We start from the raw sequence: 24,269 nt of genomic DNA on the forward strand, positions 1-24,269 counted from the left end.
CGTGAAAGAACCGTTTCTTTATGGACAGGCAATTTTGTTCCTGTCTCCTCTTCTCATGTTCATAATTGCCGTTGCCTTCCGTTTGTTAGACAACAGCGCTTACCTCTTTTTACAAAAAGAGATCATCATCAATTCTTCCTATATTTCGGTCAGGCTTTTAAGATTGCATGCACAACGCACACATGATCCTAAATTCGCAAGGCAACTAAGACGCATGTTACTCTATAGAAAGCTGCATAGGCTATTCCTGTATCTTATGATACCCGCTTCGGTCTTCACCATTTACTACGGAAGACTCTTGTTTTAATAATCTGGTAAGATAAACCCTATTCCTTATTTACCTTTTCTGAAATGGCGCGTGACATCAGAAGGATGATCATTAGGACCACAACGCAGCTTGATGCCAGAATTCCTATCAGCGCGGTGGCGCTATCTCCTGAAAAAGCATTATTGAAATCCACGAAAGTAAAATTATAGACTATTAACGCAGCCGCTAGGAACAGTAATAGGTAGATGAAGATTTTCATAAAAACAAACTCTTAATATTTGTAGCAAATAGTTTAACAGCAATGGCAAGCAGGATTACCCCGAAGATCTTTCGGATGACATTGATCCCCTGTTTTCCAAGAAAGTGTTCGATCTTGCCCGATGCTTTAAGCACGATGTACACAAAAATGATATTTATAATAATGGCCGCAATAATGTTTACGGTCTCATATTCAGCTCTAAGTGACAATAAAGATGTCATGGTCCCCGCTCCCGCTATCAAAGGAAAAGCAATGGGCACTACCGCAGAGGTTTCAGGGGCATCATCTTTATAAAGTGTAATCCCGAGTATCATCTCCAAAGCCAGGAAGAACAGGATCAAGGAACCTGCCACGGCAAAAGAATTAACATCGATCCCAATAAGGTTAAGGATCTCTTTCCCAACAAACAAAAAGGCGATCATTAAAATTCCCGCTACCACAGTAGCCTTCTCACTTTGAATATGTCCGGCTTTTTTTCGCAGTTCAATGATAATAGGGATACTACCAATAATATCAATGACCGCAAATAGGATCATACCGGCAGTTGCTATTTCTCTAAAATTCAGATTCATGTAGATAAAAAAGTGGGATGCAAAAATACATTGAAAAATTACAACGAGGGCAGGTCTATGTGAAAATTTTAACACAATTGGAAAGACTGAGGTTTATTTTAAGGACATTAAAAAGTATCTTTGCAGCATGTTTCAAATAGGAAAAACCATCGTTAGTGAAGAGATCCTGGAAAAGGATTTTGTGTGCAACCTTTCAGCTTGTAAAGGAGCATGTTGTATTGCGGGAGATGCGGGAGCGCCTCTGGACCAACAGGAAACTGAGATACTTAAGGATATTTACCCCAAAGTAAAACCCTTTCTTCGCAAAGAAGGGATCAAAGCCATAGAAGAACAAGGAACTTCAATAATTGGTGCTGACGGGGAATTTGAAACTCCGCTTATTGATGGAGCAGATTGCGCATATGTGACTTTTGATAACAAAGGAACCGCCCTCTGCGGAATTGAAGAAGCCTACAACCAGGGCGATATCGACTGGAAAAAACCCGTTTCCTGTCACCTGTACCCGGTAAGAACCCAGGATTATTCAGAATTTTCAGCCGTAAACTACCATCACTGGCACATTTGTGATGACGCATGCACCCTTGGAAAAGAACTCCAGGTACCGGTTTACAAATTTGTGAAAGAAGCACTCATTAGAAAATATGGCGAAGACTGGTATGCGGAACTTGAAAAAGTAGCCGAGAAGATCCAAAAATAACCCTCTTAAAATTACATTCCCACCTCACGGTCTTACCTCAAATATGACCCAATTTGGTATGCTCCTATTTCAGGCTTACATCAGCATGGTTTTCGGTCAGAAGCTTATTTTCTTCATAAAATTACATTTTCAGGACTACTAAAATTTTAACTCTTTTACCTACTATGCCGTCAGACAGAGTTAACAACGCTTCAAAAGTTCATAATCTTATTAACAGGTTATAAGGTATTGTTTTTCAGTGTATTAATGTATTCTTTTAACAAGAACTCAATAACAATGAGGGTTTTGCGTGTTGAAAACTTTGTTGAAAACGTTTCAGCAGACATCTTCATATATCTGCCTGATTTTCCAATATTTGTTAAAACCAACTAAACAAACAAACAACCCAACCAAAAGCGTAAAGAATTATGTCTCAGTTAGAACCCATTTTACAAGAGAACAAAGACCGATTTGTGATCTTCCCAATCAAACACCACGATATTTGGGACTGGTATAAAAAAATGGAGGCTAGTTTTTGGACTGCAGAAGAAATTGACCTGCACCAGGACCTTACTGACTGGAGCCACAAATTAACTTCAGATGAACGTTATTTCATCAAACACATTCTTGCCTTTTTTGCCGCTTCTGACGGAATCGTAAATGAAAACCTTGCCGAGAACTTTGTAAATGAAGTCCAGTATTCCGAAGCAAAGTTCTTTTACGGCTTCCAGATCATGATGGAGAACATCCATTCAGAAACCTACTCCCTTCTCATAGATACTTACGTCAAGGATGAGAAAGAAAAAAATCAGCTTTTTAAAGCTATAGAAGTATTCCCGGCTATTCAGAAAAAAGCTCAATGGGCTTTAAAATGGATCGAATCTGATTCTTTTGCCGAGAGGCTGATCGCCTTCGCGGCGGTTGAAGGGATCTTCTTTTCCGGAGCATTCTGTTCTATCTTCTGGCTGAAGAAGCGCGGACTCATGCCCGGATTGACCTTTTCAAATGAATTGATCTCAAGAGATGAAGGCGTACACTGTGATTTCGCGGTACACCTTCACAATAATCACCTTATCAATAAAGTTCCAAAAGAGCGAATTCGTGAGATCCTTATGGATGCCCTGAATATTGAAAGAGAGTTCATTACTGAATCTCTTCCGGTAAGCCTTATTGGAATGAACTCTAAATTAATGACTCAATACCTTGAGTTCGTTACAGACAGATTGCTGGTAGAACTGGAATGTGAGAAAGAATACGGCACCGCCAATCCGTTTGATTTTATGGACATGATCAACCTGCAGGGAAAAACCAATTTCTTTGAAAAAAGAGTGGGTGAATACCAGAAAGCGGGTGTCATGAACAAAGACAAAGAATCTGACAAGATCAGCTTCGATGCCGATTTTTAGATAATCCTATTTTTCAATGCCATGCACGCCCCCCAGCGTGGCGTTGTTTTCTTATAAATTATTTGAATTTTCCGGGTTGTTAAAACCTACAGGAACCAGCTATTCCATAATGAACCGGAAACAACAAAAACTGTAACGTATGTACGTAGTAAAAAGAGACGGGCGCAAAGAGCCTATCATGTTTGACAAGATTACAGCCCGGGTAAGAAAACTTTGTTACGGCTTAAATGAACTGGTAGACCCTGTAAAAGTTGCCATGCGGGTAATTGAAGGGCTTTACGACGGGGTAACAACCAGCGAACTGGATAACCTGGCGGCCGAGATCGCGGCTACCTTAACCACTGCCCATCCCGATTATGCTAAGCTAGCCGCGAGAATTTCAGTCTCCAACCTTCACAAGAACACAAAAAAGACATTTTCAGAGGTCATGACAGACCTTTATGAATACGTGAATCCACGCACCGGTCAGAAAGCCCCCCTTTTGGCCGATGACGTTTATGAGGTAATTCAGAAACATAAAGAACGCCTGGATTCAACAATTATCTACAACCGCGATTTCCAGTATGATTACTTCGGATTTAAAACGCTGGAGAGATCTTACCTGTTGAAGTTAAACGGAAAGATCGCCGAACGACCTCAGCATATGCTGATGCGCGTTTCCATCGGAATTCATCCCGATGACCTTGACGCGGCCATAGAGACCTATGAGCTGATGTCTAAAAAATATTTTACACACGCCACTCCTACCCTTTTCAACGCGGGTACTCCAAAACCACAAATGTCTTCCTGTTTCCTGTTAACCATGCAGGATGACAGCATCGATGGAATTTATGACACTTTAAAGCAGACTGCGAAAATCTCCCAGTCAGCCGGAGGGATCGGCCTTTCTATACACAACGTGAGAGCTACCGGTTCTTATATCTCCGGAACTAACGGAACTTCAAACGGGATCGTACCCATGCTTAGGGTTTTTAACGACACCGCGCGATACGTGGACCAGGGAGGCGGAAAACGTAAAGGTTCCTTCGCGATCTATGTAGAACCATGGCATGCCGATATTTTTGACTTTTTAGACCTTAAGAAGAATCATGGAAAAGAAGAAATGCGTGCCCGTGACCTGTTCTATGCGATGTGGATCCCTGATCTTTTCATGAAGCGAGTAGAAGAAGACGGAAAATGGACCCTGATGTGCCCGAATGAATGTCCTGATCTTTACAATAAACACGGAGAAGAATTCGAATCTCTTTATCTGAAGTATGAAAGTGAAGACAAAGGCAGAAGAACCATAAAAGCTCGTGAACTATGGGAAAAGATCCTGGAATCTCAAATTGAGACCGGTACTCCTTATATGCTGTACAAAGATTCGGCAAACCGCAAATCAAATCAGCAAAACCTGGGAACAATTCGCTCATCCAACCTTTGCACAGAGATCCTGGAATATACCAGTGAAGATGAAGTAGCGGTTTGTAACCTGGCTTCTATCGCCCTTCCAATGTTCATCAAAGGGAATGAATTTGATCATAAAGAATTGTTTAGGATCACGAAACGCGTAACCCGCAACCTGAATAAAGTTATTGATAGGAATTACTATCCGGTAAAAGAGGCTGAAAATTCAAATTTCAGGCACCGTCCAGTTGGATTGGGAGTGCAGGGTCTTGCAGATACTTTCATTAAACTAAGAATGCCTTTTACCAGTGACGAAGCCAAAAAACTGAACCAGGAGATCTTCGAAACCTTATATTTCGCGGCGGTTACCGCTTCTATGGAAATGGCTTCTGAAGAAGGACCCTATTCCACTTACGAAGGTTCTCCAATGAGCAAAGGACAGTTCCAGTTCAACCTTTGGGGAATAGACGATAAGGATCTAAGCGGACGCTGGGATTGGGCTAAGCTGAGAAAGCAGGTGCTTAAAAACGGGGTTAGAAACTCCCTTTTAGTAGCGCCTATGCCTACAGCTTCCACTTCTCAGATCCTTGGGAACAACGAAGCTTTTGAACCCTATACTTCAAATATCTATACCAGGAGGGTGCTTTCAGGCGAATTTATCGTGGTGAACAAGCATTTACTGGAAGACCTTGTTGAAAGGAATCTTTGGAACGAAGAAGTGAAGAACGCGATTATGCGTTCAAACGGATCGGTTCAGAACATTGACGTGATTCCTCAGGATCTAAAAGAACTCTATAAGACTGTTTGGGAATTGAGCATGAAAGACATCATAGACATGTCCAGGCATCGTGGTTACTTCATTGACCAGTCCCAGTCCCTGAACCTTTTTATGGAAAATGCGAATATGAGCAAGCTTACTTCCATGCATTTTTACGCCTGGAAAAGCGGTTTAAAAACAGGAATGTATTATTTGAGAACCAAAAGCGCGGTAGATGCTATTAAGTTCACTCTCGCAAAAGAGGAGAAAAAAGAAGATCTTCCCAAGTCATCTTCCGCAGCAGAAAAAGCGGCGGAAACCCTGACAGAAGCCTCTGCAACTATTGCACCGGAAGGAACCTCATTATCACCTGATGAATTGCGCGCCTTGATCGCCCAATCTAAAGAAGCCGAAGGTGATGATTGCTTGATGTGCGGATCATAAACCAACATAAAATTTTAGTAACAAAATGAGTATAAAAACCATTATGAAAAACAATCAGACCGAAGCCGCTTACAGTATCGAAGATCTAGAGGTAAGCATTAGTTCAATTGGGAATGACCTTGACCTTGTTGAAGAATTCGTAAAAGAGGATTCTGTAGAATATTTTGTCATAAATATTTAGCCTGCAGGATGAGTGTTCATTCACATACTCACTTTGACTAACAAAAAGGGAAGCTATCAAAAGATAACTTCCCTTTTTTGCTATTTTTGGCTTCGGTGATCGTTCACCTTAACATTTAGAGACTTCATAAAATGATGAACTGGGAACAACTTCTATCCCTTAGAAAGGCAGGAGACACAAATAAAAGACTACGAAAAGAGCAAAATGAAACCCGTCTTGGGTTTGAAGTAGATTACGACCGCATCATATTTTCTTCTGCTTTCAGAAGTTTGCAGGACAAAACCCAGGTGATTCCGCTTTCAAAGACAGATTTTGTTCACACCCGTTTAACTCACAGCCTTGAAGTTTCGGTGGTAGGTCGTTCTCTGGGGCGTCTTGCCGGCCAAAAGATCCTGGAAAAACATCCGCACCTAAAGAACATTCACGGCTACCAGATGAACGATTTTGGCGCCATCGTGGCCGCTGCTGCTTTAGCTCATGATATTGGGAATCCTCCTTTTGGTCATTCCGGAGAAAAAGCCATCGGGGAATACTTCAGCAATGGCAATGGGAAAAGATTTCGAGATAGGCTTTCTGCGGAAGAATTTCAGGATCTTGTAAAGTTCGAAGGTAACGCCAACGGCTTCAGGATCCTTACAGAAGACAGGCCCGGCAACCCGGGAGGAATTCGGCTATCTTATGCCACTTTGGGAGCATTTATAAAATATCCGAAAGAGTCCCTTCCTCATAAACCCACCAGCAAAATAGCCGATAAGAAATTCGGAGTTTTCCAGAGCGAAAAGAAGTTTTTCAAGGAAGTGACAGAAGAACTTGGGTTAATCGCTACCGGAAACGGTAAAAACCTAAGCTACAATCGTCACCCATTAGCATTCCTGGTTGAAGCAGCAGATGATATTTGCTATACGATTATAGATTTTGAAGACGGGATCAATCTAGGTTTGATCCAGGAAGAATACGCGCTTGAATACCTGATAAAGCTGGTAAAGGATTCGATCAACACCAAGAAATATCACAATTTACAAACCCGCGCAGACAGGTTGAGTTACCTACGAGCATTAGCGATCAATACCTTGATCACCGAAGCGGTTGAGATCTTTTTGGATAACGAAGAAGCCATTCTAAAAGGAGAATTTCACGAGGCTTTATTTGACAAAAGTAAGTATGAAGCGCAGATCACAGATATTATTAAGATAAGCATCGATAAGATCTACCGGAGTGAAGAGGTAATAGGAAAAGAGATCGCCGGCTACGAAATGCTTTCACATCTTTTAGATACTTATACAAATGCCCTCTTGCCTGTTGAAGGTGAAACGCCTACTAATTACAATAAACTGGTGCTGAAATTGATCCCTCAGGCCGAGGAATATGAGGAACTTTCAGATTACGGAAAACTCATTAAACTTTGCAGCTATATCTCCTCATTGACAGATAGTAACATTGTAGCTTCCTTCAAAAAGTTCAAAGGTTTAAAGATATAATTTCGTATTTTGCAAAAACTACTACCCTACACTTCGTGAGTAGTGATGCAACCCTAACATGAGTAAAAGATTATACTTCATAGCTCCGGTAATTGTGTTTGCCATATTTTTTGGCATATACAACTTTGTCGAAGATTCAAATAATGACATTTTAAGCCAAAGAGAGCGACACGCTGCGTTTTTAAAAGAGCATGTTCCGGCTAATAATAATGGTCTCTCCCGTACAGAAAGGATAAGGAAGGGACTACCTCCCAATCCTTACTATGAGTTGATGCAATACCTTACCATGAACCCTTCCCTGGGATATCCTGAGCCTTATAAGGTGCGAGAGGTAAGTGAAAAGTTGAGAAAAAATAAGAAAAGCTGGAGTCAGAAAGCTCCTGGTGAAAAAGATGAAAGTCCGTGGGTTTCTCGCGGCCCTAACAATGTGGGTGGTCGTACCAGAATGGTACTGTTTGATCCTAATGATTCAGATTTTAACCGTGTATTTGCAGCTTCGGTAAGTGGCGGGTTATGGGTAAATAATAATATCACCAATGAAAATTCGGGATGGACATTGGTCCCCGGCCTTCCTTCCAATTTGAACGTTTCATGCATTACGGTTGACCCAAGAGATTCCATGACCTGGTACATTGGGACCGGGGAACAATATACCGGCGGGGATGTAATTGGAACAGGAGTTTATAAAACTACCAATGGCGGAGATACCTGGACGAAGATCCTTGATGAAAAGGATTTTGTAACTCCCGGTTCAGGTCAAAATTCTGAAGTAATAGGAGGTCTGTATTTCATAAATGATATCATTGCCTGGGATAATGGCACTTCTACTGAAGTTTTCATTGGAGTGGCAACACATATTTATGCAGATGCCCGAAACCCGGTAAATTTTCTTGGCTTTTTTGATCGTGGGCTTTACAACTCAACTGATGGCGGAAATACATGGGAGCAGATCATAGAAGAAGATTCATTCAACGATTTTGAAATAGATGCTGCAGGAAACCTGTGGGTAGCTACTACAGATTCACCCGGGGATGGGGAAGATGCCAGAGGGGGAAAGATCTATAAAAGAGAATTGGGAGAAGATAGTACTTTTGAGCTTATTAATACGGTACCTGATGTTTTAAGGACCGAAATAGAAGCCTCGGCTACTAATCCTGATAAATTTTATATAGCTGCTGAAAGCCTATCCGAAGAAGCTGATCTTTTTATTACTACTGACGGGTTTGCAACCATCAATAAAATTAACGAACCTGATGATGCTGATAATGATATTTCTCCTTCCGATTTCTCGCGCGGACTGGCTTTTTACGCATTGATGCTGGAATCAGATCCTACCAACGATGAAATTGTATATGCCGGAAGTATTGACCTTTTCAGGTCGACCGACAGCGGACAGACCTGGGAACAAATTTCGAAATGGTCAGAGAATCCGGGGTTGAATAATCTTCCCGTTTCAGAGGTGCATGCAGATCATCATGTAATGACTTTCAGACCCGGTAATGCCAACCAGGCGGCTTTTGGTCATGACGGTGGCGTTTCTTTTGCCAGCGATCTTTCTGCGGCAAGTTCATCAGATGTTTTTATAACTCCCGAAACAAATTATATTACCACGCAGTTCTATACGATGGCGGTGGCTCCTAACTCTTTTGCCTCAGGTGATTATTTCCTGGGAGGCACTCAGGATAATGGAACTTTGTTAGTGCAAAATGGCGATCCAAATTCAATTGGTGTTTTAGATGGAGATGGCGCATACTCTTTTTACGACCAGGTAGACACTAAATATTTTATTGCCAACATCACCTACAATGACGGGATCTTCGCCTACAATTATGAAAAAGATGATTATACGCTGGTATATTATAATTTCGACGGAGCTGACAGCAGTGAAGGAACTTTTATAAATCCGCAGGCACTTGATTCCAACCTTGATAAATTGTTCTCAAATGGTGCCAACGGGGAGTTCTTCAGGTATGATAACATTGATGATCTTGAACCTTTAGGAGGGGATTTGAATGAAAATGTTACCCCAGCTGAAAGGATCACTTTCAGCAACTCGCTTTTAAACACACAACCAAGTGACCGTTCCTCAATCACTGCGATGACGGTTTCTCCATATACCACGTCAAGCACCACACTATTAATAGGTCTTATAAATGGAAAACTGATTAGAGTTAAAAATGCCGATGGCGAACCTTCTCAAGCGGTTTGGGAAAACATTACCGGAAATGCTTTCCTCGGAAGTATCTCAGATGTCGAATACGGCACGAGTGAAGATGAGATCTATGTGACCTTTTACAACTTTGGAGTGCGAAACATTTGGTACACTAAAAATGGAACTTCTGCAAATCCAACCTGGACAAGTAAAGACGGGAATTTTCCTGATCTTCCGGTGTTGTCGATCATGCCCAATCCCCAAGATGAAGATGAAGTTATAATTGGAACAGATCTGGGAGTTTGGGTCTCAAACAATTTTACAGACGTTTCTCCTACCTGGGAACATGCCTACAACGGAATGAGTGATGTGAAGGTGACCGACCTTGATCTAAAAAAAGGAACCTTAAAAGTATTCGCGGCAACTTATGGCCGGGGTATCTTTTCAGGAGAATTTAAAGCATCAGATACAGGCGGGGGAACTCCACCTCCCGGAACTGAAGAAGAGGAACTGGTAATCTATCAAAGAGATTCAGACCCTGACGGTATTTTCAATATTGTCACCGGAGAAAACCTTGGTCCTGCTACCATTTTTGTATTTGACCTGCGAGGGCAACTTATAAACATGCAAACAGGACAGTTTGATTCCAATATACCTGTACAGATCGACCTCAGCGGAAGAGCTTCAGGGGTCTACATCGTAAAAGTAGAGTCTTCAGAAGGAAATTTTGTTGGAAAGGTCGCGCGTAAGTAAAGAGATATCTTAAAACTGGTAAACCAATCCAACACCTAGCAGTTGTTTGAACTGGATCCTGGCACCACCGGTATCTAGTTTTCCGTCGCCATCAAGATCCTTTTTGAATTTGACATCATCATCATATTTCAAATGCGAGCCTACATTAGCCTTGACGTACTCGTTTACCTTAAGATCAAGGTTTAATTCCCAGTCAACGTCAATATTCCCGAACTTATTGAGATAATCAGAATATAAACGCAGTTGGTTATTAAGTCCTATGTTGTCGAAGATCTCTGTGCTAAATCCACTGCTCACTAAAAATCCAAACTCGGTCCGGATCTTTTCTCCTTTCTGAATAATATTTCCCTCCTCATCCCTGACCGCAGGAGTAACTCCGAACATTCCTTCATTAGCCAGTTTTTGGTCGAGCACGAAGGTAGATTTTTCGGTTACTGGAGAAACATACACGGTAAGGTCTTCTGAAGGAGAAGAGTATTCAGTACCCACACCAATAAAGGCATAACCTGGCGCCATAAATTTGGAAATAGGTTCTTCGGTATTCGGGTAACGATATCCGTAAGTAAATTGGGTATTAAAATTTAGCTTGGCCGAATAATACCAGTTACTAACCGAATCTCTTCTATAACCGAAGTTTGAGTTTATCTCGAGGTTATCTTCAGTTTTTCTAAGCTCTCTTCCTTCCTGGGCATTTAACCCGTATTTCACCGCGAGAGTTGTATTCCAGTTCAAAAGTTCCTTTTTAAACTTTCTTCCGAAAGTGGCATTCATTAAGGCCGAAACAGAGTTATTTCCTCCCGAGTTCCAGTTTACAAATGCGACTTCAGATAAATTAACACCCACTTTATTCACTTTCTTCCAGTAGGTGATCTTTTCCTGAACTACACGCGTAGTATCCACAACAATGGTATCGGCAATGTTTCCGTAAGAACTTAATGAAATCAATAAGAAAAGGAGGAGAGAGTATAATTTAGTCATGGGGGCAATGGGGATTTCTGTTCTTATAAAATTATTTTAAAAGTGAAATAAAGGTTGCACTTAAGTTACTAACGTCAATTTTTGCAATTTCTTGCAATTCAGTTACTTTACCATGGTCAATAAAACAGTCAGGTACTCCTAAAACTTTCACGGGCACAAAATACTTATTTCTTTGAGCAAATTCAAGAATCGCCGACCCAAATCCTCCGTTAATTGTTCCATCCTCTAAAGTCACTATGTTTCTGAACTTCTGAAAGATAGTATGAAGCAAATCTTCATCCAGCGGCTTCGCAAAACGCATGTCGTAATGAGCGATTTTTTCCTTTTCGGAAATATTCTCAATGGCTTCCATTGCATTTTGGCCAATAGCCCCAAAACTTAAGATCGCGAGATCTGTTCCTTCCTTTAAACACCGTCCTTTACCAAAATTTATGATCTCAAAAGGAAGTTCCCATTCTTTCCGGAATCCACGACCGCGAGGATAACGAATGGCTAATGGCCCATCCGGTTTATTTTCCTGGGTGGTATATAGCATATTTCTCAGCTCTACCTCATCGAGCGGTGAAAAAATGCTCATATTAGGGATGCACCGCAAAAAGGCAATGTCAAAAACCCCGTGATGGGTGGCGCCATCCTCTCCAACAAGTCCCGCCCTGTCAAGACAAAAGATCACCGGTAAGTTTTGTAAGGCAACGTCATGGATCACCTGGTCATATGCCCTTTGCAGGAAAGTGGAATAGATCGCACAAAAGACGGTAAATCCTTGTGTAGCCATCCCGGCCGCAAGAGTAACCGAGTGTTGTTCGGCGATGCCCACATCAAATGCCCTTTCAGGAAAGGCATCCATCATATATTTTAAAGAACTACCCGTAGGCATGGCAGGGGTAATCCCAATAATTTTTTCATTCTTCTCAGCAAGCTCTACCAATGTCAACCCGAAGACGTCCTGAAATTTCAAAGAAAGATCAGTCGTATCATAAGGAAGTAATTCTCCGGTATCGGGAATGAATTTACCAGGAGCATGATATTTTACCTGGTCTTCTTCAGCCTTTTGAAGCCCCTTCCCTTTTTTGGTAATTACATGCAGAAATTTGGGTCCGTTTATATGTTTCAGTTTTTCAAAAACTTTCAGAAGACTGGGGAGGTCATGACCATCCACCGGACCGAAGTATTGAAAATTCAAGGCTTCAATGATATTAGCCTGGGCCGGTTTATGCCCTACCGTAGCTTTTATAAGATAATCTTTTAGCGCTCCTACACTAGGATCAATCCCTATTGAATTATCATTAAGCACGATCAGGAGATTGGCATCGGTCACTCCGGCATGATTCAGGCCTTCAAAAGCCATTCCGCTGGCAATGGAAGCATCTCCAACAACAGCAATATGTTGTTTGTTCTTTTCCCCTTTTAGTCCCGAGGCAATAGCCATTCCCAGAGCTGCAGAGATGGCCGTGGAAGAATGCCCTACCCCAAAGGTGTCATATTCACTTTCACTTCTCTTAGGAAAGCCGCTAATGCCGTTTAATTGCCGATTGGTGTGGAAGACATCACGTCTTCCCGTTAGGATCTTATGACCATAGGCCTGATGCCCAACATCCCAAACCAGGAGATCTTCAGGAGTGTTAAAAATATAATGCAGGGCTATGGTCAATTCCACCACTCCAAGACTGGCACCCAAATGCCCTTCTTTGGTGGCAACGATCTCAATGATAAACCGGCGCAATTCCGCAGCCAGTTGCGTTAACTTTTCCGCAGGAAGTCTGCGAAGATCAGCTGGAGAATTGATGGTTTGTAGAATACTTTCGGCCATAAAAAGCAAAGGTACATTTTGAAATTGTATTTTTGAATATGCAATTAGTATTTGACGACAGCTATTTTATGCGGAAGGCTTTGGAAGAGGCAGAACTCGCATACGAAAAAGGAGAGATCCCTGTGGGGGTGGTAATTGTTGCCAATCAACAGATCATCGCCCGAGGACATAACCTCACCGAACTCCTCAATGACGTGACCGCCCACGCCGAAATGCAGGCTATTACGGCCGCTGCTAATTCGCTGGGAGGAAAATATCTCATTGACTGTACCATGTACGTCACCCTCGAACCCTGCCAGATGTGTGCCGGAGCACTATATTGGAGCCAGATCTCAAACCTGGTTTTCGCTGCGGAAGACCCTGCAAGAGGTTATCGAAAAATGGGAGCCAAGCTACATCCTAAAACGAAGGTGATAAATGGCATTTTAGAGGAGGAAGCTTCAGAGCTTTTGAAGCGATTCTTTATTGAAAGAAGAAACCTTAATTAAAGACGCTGGATCACTAAGTTTCTAAAGTGGCGAGCCAGGATAATCTTTAATTTAAAAAGATCCTTTCCAAAAACAGCGTTTTCGAAAAGGGATCTTGAATTAATTTTGTTTATTCTTTTGAGTAATTAGCACCCAGTCTACAAGTACTTCTGCTTTTCCTTCCTTGATCAGATCTACGGTTGAGGCCGGAAGTCCGTTGTAGGGTTCTTCCACGCCATTTGTTTTAAAGGGATACGCTCCTCCAACGGCAAGATTTAAGATCAAAAATTTAGGGTTATCAAAGGCCCATTCTCCATAATGTTCCACCATAGGTTTCGTTACTCGGTATATCAAACGACCATCGACCTTAAATGCGAGTCCAGTCAACTGAATATACATGCCAATCGGTCGCATCTTTCCCTTCCGGAAAGAAGTATTTATTCACCAGCGGAGTTTCCCTAAAGTAGCCCGGTCCATGTAAAGCCACTCCAATCCAATCTGTTTCCCCTACATATTCCATTATATCTATCTCCCCGGTATCCGGCCATTTCCCGACTCCCAAAGCCCAGAAAGCCGGCCAAAAACCCGAACCTTCCGGTAATTTCATACGAGCAGCAGCGGTACCATATGTAAACATTACCTTGTTCTTAGTATTGATCCTTCCGGAGATGAAATTGAAATCCTTCCCTTTGTAGGTTATAAAATCGGGACTATAAAGTGCTTTAAGCACCAGCGCATTTTCGACACCTTTAGCGTCTTCATTTATGACATTAAAAATAGTCGCAGCAGAATCCACATAAACCTGCTGTTCGTTATTCACCCAAAAATTAGGGCCAACAACATTCCACTTTTCTCTGTCAAGAGAACTTCCGGAGAAATCATCAAAGAATAAGGTGTCTGTGCTTTTCGCAGCCTGGTATTCCTGCGAATAACTAATTCCAGATGTGAGCAACACTAATACTAAAAAGATAACCGTTGATCTGCTTTTCATAATTTGGTCACCTTTATATAGTCTACATAAAACTTCTTCGGAAAAATTGAATCATCAACTTCCGGACCACCAAAGCTTCCGCCTATTGCCATATTGATCAGGAAATAGAAAGGCTTCCTGTATGGATAGTGTTCATCATCATATTTTTCAGGGATGAATTTATAAACCGAATTTCCGTCTATAAAAAACTCGATACTTTTTTCAGTCCAAACCGCCTTATAAATATGGAAACCCTCTTCTATGTCTTCAATGAAAACTTTTTTGGTGTTAATTGTGTTGCCATGACTGGCAGGAGTGTGAAGGGATGTAAAAACTCGCTGCGGTTCCTTACCAACATACTCCATAATATCAATCTCCCCGGCAGCAGGCCAACTAACTTCATCAATATCACAACCTAACATCCATACGGCAGGCCATAGGCCTTTTCCCTGAGCTACTTTCGCCCTTACCTCAATCTCGCCATACAAGATTTCCACTCTGTCTTTCGAATTGATCTTTCCAGAGAAATACTTATCCCCCTTCTTAACCGCAGTGATCACAAGATTACCATCTTTAACCTCAACATAGTTTCGATCATAGATTTGTAATTCTCTGTTACCCCAACCGCAATTACCGGGACAGCCATCACCTTCCTCATAATTCCAGTGATCCATATTCAGCTGGTTCCCATCGAAATTTTCTTCGAAGATAACCTGCGCATTCACTTTAAAAGATATTAATGTGATTATGCTCAGTATGTAAAATCTTGTTCTTATCATTTTCTATTTTTTCAAGTAAAACTCAGCCTCCTGAAGATCTCTTGAATTTCCTCCAACCATTATTTTGAAAACACCTTCTTCGGAAGTCCATTTCTTATCGGCATTATAAAATTCAAGCATCTCATTTGTTATATTGAAAGATATTTCTTTTGTTTCCCCCGGATTAAGCTCTACCATTTCAAAAGCTTTCAGCTCCTTAATTGGGCGGGTGGTGCTTGCCACCATATCTCTTAGATATAACTGAACGACTTCTTTTCCGGCAACTTCACCCGTGTTGGTCAAAGCAATACTAACAATAATTTCGCCGTTTTGATCCATTTCATCTGAAGAAAGCTTCAAATCTCCATATTCAAAGGTTGTATAGCTCAACCCAAATCCAAACGGATACAGGGCATCCTTTTGTACATCCTGGTAGCCCGAATAGGTTACTTCTACAGGGTTTGCAGGTCTTCCTGTATTTTTTTGATTATAGTAAAGCGGCTCCTGTCCAACTGCACGCGGGAATGATACCGGTAACTTTCCAGAGGGATTATACTTTCCAAAAAGTACATCTGCAATGGCATTTCCACTTTCTGACCCTAATAACCAGGCTTCCACAATAGCCGGAATATTTTCTGAAGCCCAGGTAATTTCTAACGGCCTACCATTGAATAAAACCAGGATTACGTTCTTATTGACCTTATAAACAGCTTCCAGCAGCTCCTGCTGTACCCCCGGAAGATCGATATTGACCTGACTTCTGCCCTCCCCGGTCTGGAAAGCGTCTTCTCCAAGCGCCATGATGACCAGCTCTGCATTTTTAGCTTTTTCAACAGCCTCCTCAAACCCCGATTTATCGGTTGTGTTGATTTTTAAAGGTTTCATAAAGCTCCTTTCGCCCATTCCAAGATCCGCGCCTTTGGCGTAAGTGACTTTAACATCTTTGCCTACGGCATTTTTCAAACCTTCTAAAAGTGATACCGCTGAATTTGGTTCTCCCTGAGCTCTCCAATTGCCAATTGGACTGTCTTTATCGTTAGCCAATGGACCGATCACAGCAATTTTCTTAACTGAAGATTTTATAGGCAATAATTGCTTTTCATTCTTGAGTAAAACAATTGATTTCTTAGCTATATCTCTAGCTTCCCTGAGGTGTTGGTCATAATCAATTTGCAATTGGGTTTCAGGATTGGAATACAAATACGGATCGTCAAAAAGCCCCAGTTTAAACTTCACCCGCAGCACACGTCGAACGGCATCATCAATTAGAGCTTCCTCCACTTTTCCTTCCTCAACAAGTTCAACAAGCCCCACCTCATAGGCTCTACCTTCCATGTCCATATCGCTACCTGCTTTTATAGCTATTTCAGAGGCATGTTTTCTATCCCGGGCAAGACCATGTGTTACCAGTTCTGCAATAGTACCCCAATCTGTTATTACAAATCCCTGGAAATCCCATTTCTCTTTGAGAATTTCCCTTTGGAGCATTTTACTTGCGGTCGCAGGAGTACCATCAAGGTCATTGAATGAATTCATAAAGGTTGCGACTCCTGCATCGGCTGCAGCCTTAAATGGAGGTAAAATGGTATTGTGAAGTTCATTTTCACCCACGTGAACAGTGTTATATTCCCTTCCGGCTTCCGCGAAACCATAGCCCGCGAAGTGCTTAGCGGTAGCCGCAATAGTTCTTGGATCTGAAAGATCGTCTCCCTGATATCCTTTTACTTTGGCTACTGCTACTTTTGAAGTAAGAAACGGATCTTCTCCAGATCCTTCCATGATCCTTCCCCAACGGGCATCTCTAGAAATATCTATCATAGGAGAAAAGGTCCAGTTCACACCTTCAGCAACAGATTCTAAAGCGGCAATTTGTGCAGATCTTTCGGCTGCTGCCATATCCCAACTTGCTGTTTCTCCTAACGGCACTGGGAATATCGTTTTATATCCATGAATAACGTCATACCCAAACATCAAAGGGATCTTCAGTCTGGAGTTCTCCATAACCATCTTTTGTGCTTCAGTAGTGGCTTCAATTGAAAGTACGTTCAACATGGAACCTACAAGTCCTTTTTTAAGTTTCTCTTCCTTTTCTTTATTCCCAACCTCTGAAGCCGGACCGGTTAGATCCCAACTCCCATTATACTGGACAAGCTGCCCCACTTTCTCCTCAAGGGTCATTAAAGCAAGAACTGAATCTACTTTTGCCTCAGCATTTTGAATCGAGCTCTTAATTCCCGTATTCTGTGCTGTTCCTGAAAAAGTTATCCCCATCGCCACTAAGATTAGTTTGTAAGACTTCATAATCATTTTATTTTCTGAATCACTTAAAAAAGTGTCTTCTATTATTCAATGTTTAGACTGAAATTATCATTCTTTGAAAAAGTTCAACTTTCATTCACTCATTTAAAAACCTTAAATCATAAGGGCTTTAGAACTTTTGTAGCAAAAGTAAAAGATACAAATCTTGTTTGTCTCGGTTTTAAGGATATTTTTTAAGCAGTTAACTGTGTAAATTAAACCCAGTTTGTTTATTCACTATAAATCCTAAAAACTTAGAAACCTCCTGATTTCTCAAAAGGTTTCATTAGTAATTTTAAATCCAGCTAAAAACGTTAGTTATTCTGATGATTTTTTTCAAGGATCTTTTGCATTACGAGCTTTGGAGTTCTATCTACCTTAAACAAGCCCCAGTGCTTTTCGGGTTCATTAGGATCTGGAGATCCTTTCCATGGCTCATCAAATGCTTCAAATACGAAAGTGAGTATATTATCTTGTTTACTCCACTCCACAAGCTCATTGTAATAAATATCTTGTAAGTCCTCATTTACATTTTCCTGATCAATACCCCTTCCGTTAGAGTTCGTAGCCCAACCAGCCTCTGTGATAACTACCGGCTTATCCGGATATTTATGCGCTACAGAATAATAATTGCTTTTGGTATATTCTAAGGCATTCAAAATATTCTGGTATTCCCAAACAGGATAGGTATGGATCGAAATAAAATCTATTTCAGCCACAAGTGGTTCTAGTTTATGAAGCCAGGGAACATAATTTTCACAGAAAGTTACCGGCTGTTTGGCTCCGGCTTTCACTAACCTAACATACTTTATCACACTTTCTACTGGAACATAATGATCTGTCCAATCTACACAGGCCTCATTACCTACAGATAATGAAAAAATAATATCTGAATATTTGTTAGCAAACCCTATCAGCTTGTCAATCTTATTAAGATTCACCTTTTTATTCTCCTGTAAAACTTCGTCTGGATAAGTTCCGCCCCAGGGACAACCAAAATTATTCATTTCGGCCTCAATATAAGCCCCCAACATCACTTTAAGATCCAGCCTCTCCTCTTCTATTACCTTTAAAACAGTTTCTGAATGAGGGCCGCAATCGTATAATCTAATATATTTCCAATGATCCTTAAGTATAAGAAGATCTTCCTTCACCTGGTCATAATCAGGGTATGCTACCCCGGGTCGCTGTCCTTCTCTATAGCCGGAATAGCAAATAGCGTTGCCCGGCTCTATTTTTAGTGCTTTAGTATAGTTCATTTAATTTTGTTCGTCTGTAAATACAGGAAAGAGCAGCTACCTTAGAATTTTAAGTTGCCATTCTTATCCCATAATCCCCAATAAGCTCCAACATCACCTTCTGTACCCGTTTTCCATCCTTCATCGAAAGATGAGAAATAGAAGAGCTCGACATTTTGATTATCTGCCCACACCTGAGAATTAATAAAATATTTCATAGCATTTTCTGAAGAAGAATGTGCGCCGCGTAGACTTCCTCCTTCGCTTGGCCATCCCGTTTCGGTGATGATAACCCTTTTCCCTTTTCCAGCGTCTTTAGCGTGATGATACATTTGGCGCATATGGTTTAGCGAATGCTCTATATCACAACCCTCCCAATAAGGGTAGCAGTTGGAGAGGATAACATCGCAAGCGTCGGCAATTTCAGGGTGGTCTGTAAATTCATAATAGGCATCTACATATCCTACAGGAATTTCAGGTATAGCTTTCTTTACACGCTGAATATATTTCAATAATTGTTCTTCAGTTAACTCTTTTCTGTATAATACCTCATTTCCTACTGCTGCTATATCGACTACTCCTTCTTTAGCCAGAGAAATTAGGCTTTCGATTTCAGTTTCATTCTTTTCAAGGTCATCTCCCAACCAGGCACCAACAAGAGTTTTTATCCCATTTTGATGTGCGATCCTGGGTATATGTTCATTTCCTTCAATACAGGAAAAGGACCGAACCCATTTTATGTAAGGCTTAATAATCTGTATCCTTTTTCTCACCTGCAATTCTGAAATGGTCTCACCTGGCTTCTGGTTATCCTCATACATACTGAAGCATAAACCGTGCATTCCATTTTTAAGAGTATCTCTCCACAAGTCACGCAAATCTTCAGTAGACATCTCACTAAAATCTACACCAACGTACTCTGTGAATTTTAAATCTTTCAGGGAAAAATGATGACCTTTCCTATATGACATCTGTGAAAAGTTTTTAATTGGAAATTATATATCTCCTCTTCGATCAATTAGTTCTTCTTTGATCTCACGGGCCCTTTTCTCATTCAGACTGTAAGTCCACATGATCCAGATTGCAAGAGCAGCTGTAATTGCCGGAATTGCAATATCTGCAATTCTTAATTTAACCATTGTGTCAGCAGTTTGAGTTGGAGCGTCAGAAATAAAACCTACCAATTTAAGAACAAGTCCTCCTAACACTAAAGCAATAGCCTGTCCTAATTTTACCATCCACCAATAGATGGCTCCAAAAGTCCCTTCTTTACGTGGCATTCCATTCTCTAACTCATCCAGGTCACAAACATCTGCGGTCATACTCATCATAATTGTGAATAAGCCACCAAGCCCAAAAGCAATTAATGGGATTGGAATGAACATTAACCATGGAATTCCCTGACTTGCATCAATACTGAACCAGGTCATCCCCGCTGTCTCCAGGTATGGATTTAAAAATTCAAAAATATGAGCTACTCCGTTGCTTAGAGTTTGTCCTAATTCTGTATTATTAAATCTTGCGTTAAGAGTAACATCAAAGCCCCACCATTTTAAAATATACCCAATAATTGAAAGGAAAGTTGAAATAATAAAAGCTTCACGCTTACCCCATTTATTAGAAATAGCAGTAACAATAGGGATAACTACAAATGCAGTAATAATAGCTGTTATACTGGAGAACCACGCAGGCCATGTTCCTGCTGCGCCATAGCTTCCATTAAACATGTAAAAAACAATAATATATACACTGAAAGCCGCAACGATTTGGAAGCCGTTAAACACCAAAAAGGTGGCGCCACATAACTTCATAAAAGGTTTGTTTTTCGACATTAGACCAATTCCCCTAAATAATTCTTTAAGGTTCGAAAACATGGTTTTAAAAGAAATTTTCTTTCTATTTTCCATATGAGTAGAGTCAATCTCTTTACAGAATAAGGCTGGTAAGATTCCCAAAACCATACAAATCCCTCCAACAATAATAGATAGTTGCCTTACTCCTACTGCCTGAGATTCAAATATATTTGGATCAGCTATGATCACCCAAAACCATGGCACGATCATCCAGGCAACTTGGCCTATTGTATTACCAAAGGCCATAATACGGGTACGCTCATTATAATCTGACGACATCTCGTAACCCAGACCCACCAATGGTGTTGCGAACATGGTATTCCCAATTAGAAATATCATCGAAAAAATTAAAAAATACCAGAAGTTAAACAATTCACTATTCTCAGGATCTAATTGCCATAGTACAGCGAACAAGATTCCACTTAGTATTGCTCCAACAAATATATAAGGCCTTCTACGACCCCATCTTGATTTAGTATTATCTGAAATGAATCCCATTATAGGATCAGTAAGCGCGTCAAAGATCCTTGGCAGCCCTCCTAATAGCCCGGCTAAAAATGGGTCCATGCCAAAGGCGGTCAATAAGAAAAACATAAAGAAGCCCAAGGCTCCGGGTAGTAGATTGAGAACTAAATGTCCCGCACCAAAAGCCATTTTTTGTCCCGTAGGTACAATATCCTTTGCAGGGGTTTTAATTTGAGCCATTAGTTTTTAGTTTTGTAATTATTCAAAATTTTCGTTTTATGATTGGGATTTCCCAATTAGTATTGTTTGTATAGCTTGTCCATTAATTTTAATTGACACTTCCTGATCTTCCAGTGCCAGGGTAACAACTTTTTCTTCTGGGCCTTCGTTAAATAGAATAACAGCTATAGTCCCGTCAACATTTTTTGCCGCGGTGGCCATTAATGCTTCGTCTGACACCTCTATACCTATGCGTTTTGCTTCGGGCCTTATATATTTACTAAAATGAGATAAAGTATAATAAATAGGTGTGAAATAAACCTCATCCTTTTCAGGGTCTACTAATACCGGAGCTACGCACCAGTTTTCTGCCCAGTTAGGTCCTCCCTGCCTGTCGAGCACCATATTCCAGTCTACCCATCCGTCTACATAGTTATTAAGGCATCCAATAATGTCTCTGGCATATCTGTTTACCGGAGCATATTTCGGATGTAAGTGTTTTTGATCGTCCGGAGCCCAGTCAAATCCCCAGTCAGTTGCTTCTTTACTCCAATACCACTTATCATCTTTCCACTTTGGCACCTCTGCGTCTACACAAGCTTCCGAGTTAATTAAGTGCTTATTCGGGGCCTTTTTATGAGCATATTGCAAGGCCTCAGGGAAGTAATCATATGTACTGGCATACCAATGCACTGCCGCACCGGAGTAATATTTTGAGGCAGTCTCATCCCCATACATTACATCTACCCATTTATGTAGTTCCTCTCTATTTTGGTCATAACCAAGGATCTTTACATCGTGATTATCAGCTTCCAACCTTGGGCCTAAATGGTTTGTCACAAAACTGGTCATTTCCTCAGGAGAAAAATGCATACTCTCCCAGTTGCTATCGTTTCCTAAAGGCTCATTTTCCACCGTAAAGCCCCAAATATCAATTCCTTCAGCCTTATAGGCATCAATGTATTTTGAGAAGAACAAAGCCCAGGTGTCATTGTATTTCGGAAGCAGTTTTCCACCTTCCCATTTCTTATTATCCTTCATCCAAATTGGAGCGGTCCAGGGAGAGGAAATGATCTTAAAACCATCCTTAGATACCGCCATCGCATCTTTTATCATTGGAATAATATCTTCCCGATCTTCATCTATAGAAAAATGCTCTAACTCCATATCATCTTCAACCGGTGCATATGAATAGTTACCTAGTGAAAAATCACAGGAATTCATATGGGTACGGGTAAGTGAATATTTAGCGCCACTTTCTCCAAAATAAGCTTCAAGGACTTTATTCCTGTTTTCTTTACTCACCTGGTTAAGCAGGTAAGCTGAAGATTCTGTAAATGAACCTCCAAAACCGGTGATGGTCTGGAACTCTTCCTGGGGTAAAATCTTAACACTTGAAGAATTTTCTGCTTTTGCAACTGGTTTTATCTCTGTTAATTTATTACCATTTGCAGAGGTTTCAAGAATAGTAACCTCTAAATCGTTATTTTTCTCATTACAACTCATTATCACCAATGTAAATAGTAAGCATAAAAGGGGGTTGATTGTTTTCATATATGAGAGTGTTTAAACAAATCATTTTTAGTTAATTGTTGTTTCATTTTTAGAAGGAGGTACAAGGACATTTTTCATTAATAACTCCTTGTTGCCATCATGGGTTTTTGTAATTGGGTTACCGTTTCTTGTAAGCCCATCAAACAAGCCGGCGTCGACGAGTTCCCATAAAGCATATTTTGCCTGCCCGTCTATAGTAAATAATCCAAAATGATTTTCAGATCCTTTTTGATTCGCGGCGTCTTTCCACCGCTCATTAAAGGCTTCGAAATAAAAGCAAGAGATGTTGTTCTCATTTGTCCAATCTCTTATCATGCTATGATATTTTGCCTGTTTATATTGATCGGTAGCTTTAGAGCCTTTCGGGCCGTAAAAACCATTAGAAGTAGTAGCCCAACCCGTTTCACCAATATGTATGGGTTTATCAACACCAATACTTTTCATATAGTTTGAAACGCTATTGTATTGAGCTTTTGCAAATTCTACTGCTCTTTGCATTGCCGCATCTACCTTTTGTATGTCATCCAGGTTTTCCTCCTCTAGCGGAACTTGCCAGAATTCAGGATTATAGTGTGAATTGTGGTAAGGATATGTATGCATGGACACATAATCTACTGCATGGTAAAGTTTTTCAAGGTCATCTGTATGATAAAGAGGATCGCCTCCTCCCCATGATGCAAAATCATCAGAACTTGTGATCCATAGCTTTTCGGGTAATTCCCCGGAAGCCTTTTTTTCCTGGAGGTAGGTTACCCACTTTAAAATAACATCGGGCTGTACATAATAGCTGGCAGCCCATTTTACCATAGCTTCATTTCCGACCGCTATTACTTTAACGATTTCGGGATATCGCTTAGCTAATGCGACGGCTCTTTCAATTTCCGCCGCATTAGCCTCACTTTCTTTATTATGATTGGGAGTTTTACCCGTCCAGGCATTCTCACAATCTATCCAAGCCCCTAACATAACATACATCTCAAGCGATGGATCTGCTTGCTTCAACTCACTAATCGCTTTTAACAAATTAGGTGCTTGTTTAAGCTGAACATTATAGGTGCGAAGTATTTTGATCCCCATGGCTGATAAGATCATCATATCGTCTTTTAACTCCTTGATGGTCGGTTGAGAATCTCTAGACATCTTACGATACCCCCCATATGAAATGGCCAAATACTCCGGATTTCCTAAAATGTCTTCTGCATTCACTTCTGTTCTGGTTTTAGATTCCTTATTCACTTCGTTGCTTTCCTGATTTTTGCATCCGATACTCAAGACAGAAACTAAAATCAATAAGGCTAAGACATTAAGGGGCTTGAAAGTTTTCATT

The 24,269-nt window shown here is 40.8% G+C and carries 21 protein-coding genes; 8 read left to right on the plus strand and 13 right to left on the minus strand.

Going from position 1 to position 24,269, the window contains the following annotated elements; translation table 11 throughout:
- Position 1 precedes the first annotated feature (1 nt).
- Positions 2-307, plus strand: a complete 306-nt coding sequence (locus ACFQ1G_RS09885) for a hypothetical protein (protein ID WP_380739110.1) — start codon at positions 2-4, stop codon at positions 305-307.
- 19 nt (positions 308-326) lie between these two features.
- Here the strand turns inward: ACFQ1G_RS09885 and ACFQ1G_RS09890 are convergent, their stop codons facing one another.
- On the minus strand, positions 327-527 hold the full coding sequence (locus ACFQ1G_RS09890) for a hypothetical protein (protein WP_380739112.1): 201 nt from the start codon (positions 525-527) through the stop codon (positions 327-329).
- Positions 524-1,099, minus strand: a complete 576-nt coding sequence (locus ACFQ1G_RS09895) for a MarC family protein (RefSeq protein ID WP_380739114.1) — start codon at positions 1,097-1,099, stop codon at positions 524-526. Before ACFQ1G_RS09895 ends, ACFQ1G_RS09890 begins: the two co-directional genes overlap by 4 nt.
- Before the next feature lie 127 nt (positions 1,100-1,226).
- On the opposite strand from ACFQ1G_RS09895, the gene ACFQ1G_RS09900 reads away from it, so the two are divergent.
- The 6 genes from ACFQ1G_RS09900 to ACFQ1G_RS09925 all read left to right on the plus strand — a co-directional run bounded on the left by ACFQ1G_RS09900 (position 1,227) and on the right by ACFQ1G_RS09925 (position 10,332).
- Entirely contained in the window at positions 1,227-1,796 is a 570-nt protein-coding gene (locus ACFQ1G_RS09900; protein ID WP_380739115.1) for a DUF3109 family protein, read from the plus strand.
- A 407-nt stretch (positions 1,797-2,203) separates the two neighbouring features.
- Positions 2,204-3,181 (plus strand): ribonucleotide-diphosphate reductase subunit beta, encoded by a 978-nt coding sequence (locus ACFQ1G_RS09905; protein WP_380739117.1) that lies wholly within the window; start codon positions 2,204-2,206, stop codon positions 3,179-3,181.
- 139 nt (positions 3,182-3,320) lie between these two features.
- On the plus strand, positions 3,321-5,768 hold the full coding sequence (locus ACFQ1G_RS09910; RefSeq protein WP_380739119.1) for a ribonucleoside-diphosphate reductase subunit alpha: 2,448 nt from the start codon (positions 3,321-3,323) through the stop codon (positions 5,766-5,768).
- A gap of 43 nt (positions 5,769-5,811) precedes the next feature.
- Positions 5,812-5,949 (plus strand): hypothetical protein, encoded by a 138-nt coding sequence (locus ACFQ1G_RS09915; protein WP_380739121.1) that lies wholly within the window; start codon positions 5,812-5,814, stop codon positions 5,947-5,949.
- 134 nt (positions 5,950-6,083) lie between these two features.
- Entirely contained in the window at positions 6,084-7,427 is a 1,344-nt protein-coding gene (locus ACFQ1G_RS09920) for a deoxyguanosinetriphosphate triphosphohydrolase (protein WP_380739123.1), read from the plus strand.
- Positions 7,428-7,485: 58 nt separating this feature from the next.
- Positions 7,486-10,332 carry a T9SS type A sorting domain-containing protein gene (locus ACFQ1G_RS09925; RefSeq protein WP_380739125.1) on the plus strand — a complete coding sequence of 949 codons (2,847 nt, stop codon included), beginning with the start codon at positions 7,486-7,488 and terminating at the stop codon, positions 10,330-10,332.
- Positions 10,333-10,341: 9 nt separating this feature from the next.
- On the opposite strand, the gene ACFQ1G_RS09930 is transcribed toward ACFQ1G_RS09925, so the two are convergent.
- Both ACFQ1G_RS09930 and ACFQ1G_RS09935 read right to left on the minus strand, forming a co-directional pair.
- Complete coding sequence (locus ACFQ1G_RS09930) at positions 10,342-11,310, minus strand: DUF3078 domain-containing protein (protein WP_380739126.1); 969 nt, start codon at positions 11,308-11,310, stop codon at positions 10,342-10,344.
- A gap of 31 nt (positions 11,311-11,341) precedes the next feature.
- Positions 11,342-13,120 carry a 1-deoxy-D-xylulose-5-phosphate synthase gene (locus ACFQ1G_RS09935; RefSeq protein ID WP_380739128.1) on the minus strand — a complete coding sequence of 593 codons (1,779 nt, stop codon included), beginning with the start codon at positions 13,118-13,120 and terminating at the stop codon, positions 11,342-11,344.
- A 38-nt stretch (positions 13,121-13,158) separates the two neighbouring features.
- Here ACFQ1G_RS09935 and ACFQ1G_RS09940 point away from each other — a divergent pair, with 38 nt between their 5' ends.
- On the plus strand, positions 13,159-13,608 hold the full coding sequence (locus ACFQ1G_RS09940) for a nucleoside deaminase (protein ID WP_380739130.1): 450 nt from the start codon (positions 13,159-13,161) through the stop codon (positions 13,606-13,608).
- A 99-nt stretch (positions 13,609-13,707) separates the two neighbouring features.
- Here the strand turns inward: ACFQ1G_RS09940 and ACFQ1G_RS09945 are convergent, their stop codons facing one another.
- The 9 genes from ACFQ1G_RS09945 to ACFQ1G_RS09985 all read right to left on the minus strand — a co-directional run bounded on the left by ACFQ1G_RS09945 (position 13,708) and on the right by ACFQ1G_RS09985 (position 24,268).
- Complete coding sequence (locus ACFQ1G_RS09945) at positions 13,708-13,917, minus strand: hypothetical protein (RefSeq protein ID WP_380739132.1); 210 nt, start codon at positions 13,915-13,917, stop codon at positions 13,708-13,710.
- A gap of 37 nt (positions 13,918-13,954) precedes the next feature.
- Positions 13,955-14,578: a glycoside hydrolase family 16 protein gene (locus ACFQ1G_RS09950; RefSeq protein ID WP_380739134.1), complete on the minus strand. Its 624-nt coding sequence runs from the start codon at positions 14,576-14,578 to the stop codon at positions 13,955-13,957.
- A complete protein-coding gene (locus ACFQ1G_RS09955) occupies positions 14,575-15,336 on the minus strand; it encodes a glycoside hydrolase family 16 protein (protein ID WP_380739135.1) in 762 nt (253 codons plus the stop codon). Before ACFQ1G_RS09955 ends, ACFQ1G_RS09950 begins: the two co-directional genes overlap by 4 nt.
- Positions 15,337-15,339: 3 nt before the next feature.
- Positions 15,340-17,616, minus strand: a complete 2,277-nt coding sequence (gene bglX, locus ACFQ1G_RS09960; RefSeq protein WP_380739137.1) for a beta-glucosidase BglX — start codon at positions 17,614-17,616, stop codon at positions 15,340-15,342.
- A 311-nt stretch (positions 17,617-17,927) separates the two neighbouring features.
- The gene (locus ACFQ1G_RS09965; protein WP_380739139.1) at positions 17,928-18,872 is read right to left on the minus strand and encodes a glycoside hydrolase family 17 protein; all 945 of its coding nucleotides are present in this window, start codon (positions 18,870-18,872) and stop codon (positions 17,928-17,930) included.
- 41 nt (positions 18,873-18,913) lie between these two features.
- Positions 18,914-19,822, minus strand: coding sequence for a glycoside hydrolase family 17 protein (locus ACFQ1G_RS09970; protein ID WP_380739141.1), 909 nt, complete (start codon positions 19,820-19,822; stop codon positions 18,914-18,916).
- Positions 19,823-19,846: 24 nt separating this feature from the next.
- The gene (locus ACFQ1G_RS09975) at positions 19,847-21,409 is read right to left on the minus strand and encodes an MFS transporter (RefSeq protein ID WP_380739143.1); all 1,563 of its coding nucleotides are present in this window, start codon (positions 21,407-21,409) and stop codon (positions 19,847-19,849) included.
- Between the two features lie 36 nt (positions 21,410-21,445).
- Positions 21,446-22,942, minus strand: coding sequence for a glycoside hydrolase family 30 protein (locus ACFQ1G_RS09980; protein WP_380739145.1), 1,497 nt, complete (start codon positions 22,940-22,942; stop codon positions 21,446-21,448).
- A gap of 27 nt (positions 22,943-22,969) precedes the next feature.
- The gene (locus ACFQ1G_RS09985; protein WP_380739147.1) at positions 22,970-24,268 is read right to left on the minus strand and encodes a glycosyl hydrolase family 17 protein; all 1,299 of its coding nucleotides are present in this window, start codon (positions 24,266-24,268) and stop codon (positions 22,970-22,972) included.
- Position 24,269 lies beyond the last annotated feature (1 nt).

This window comes from Salinimicrobium gaetbulicola, assembly GCF_042676025.1.
In the GTDB taxonomy this organism is placed as follows: Bacteria; Bacteroidota; Bacteroidia; order Flavobacteriales; family Flavobacteriaceae; genus Salinimicrobium; species Salinimicrobium gaetbulicola.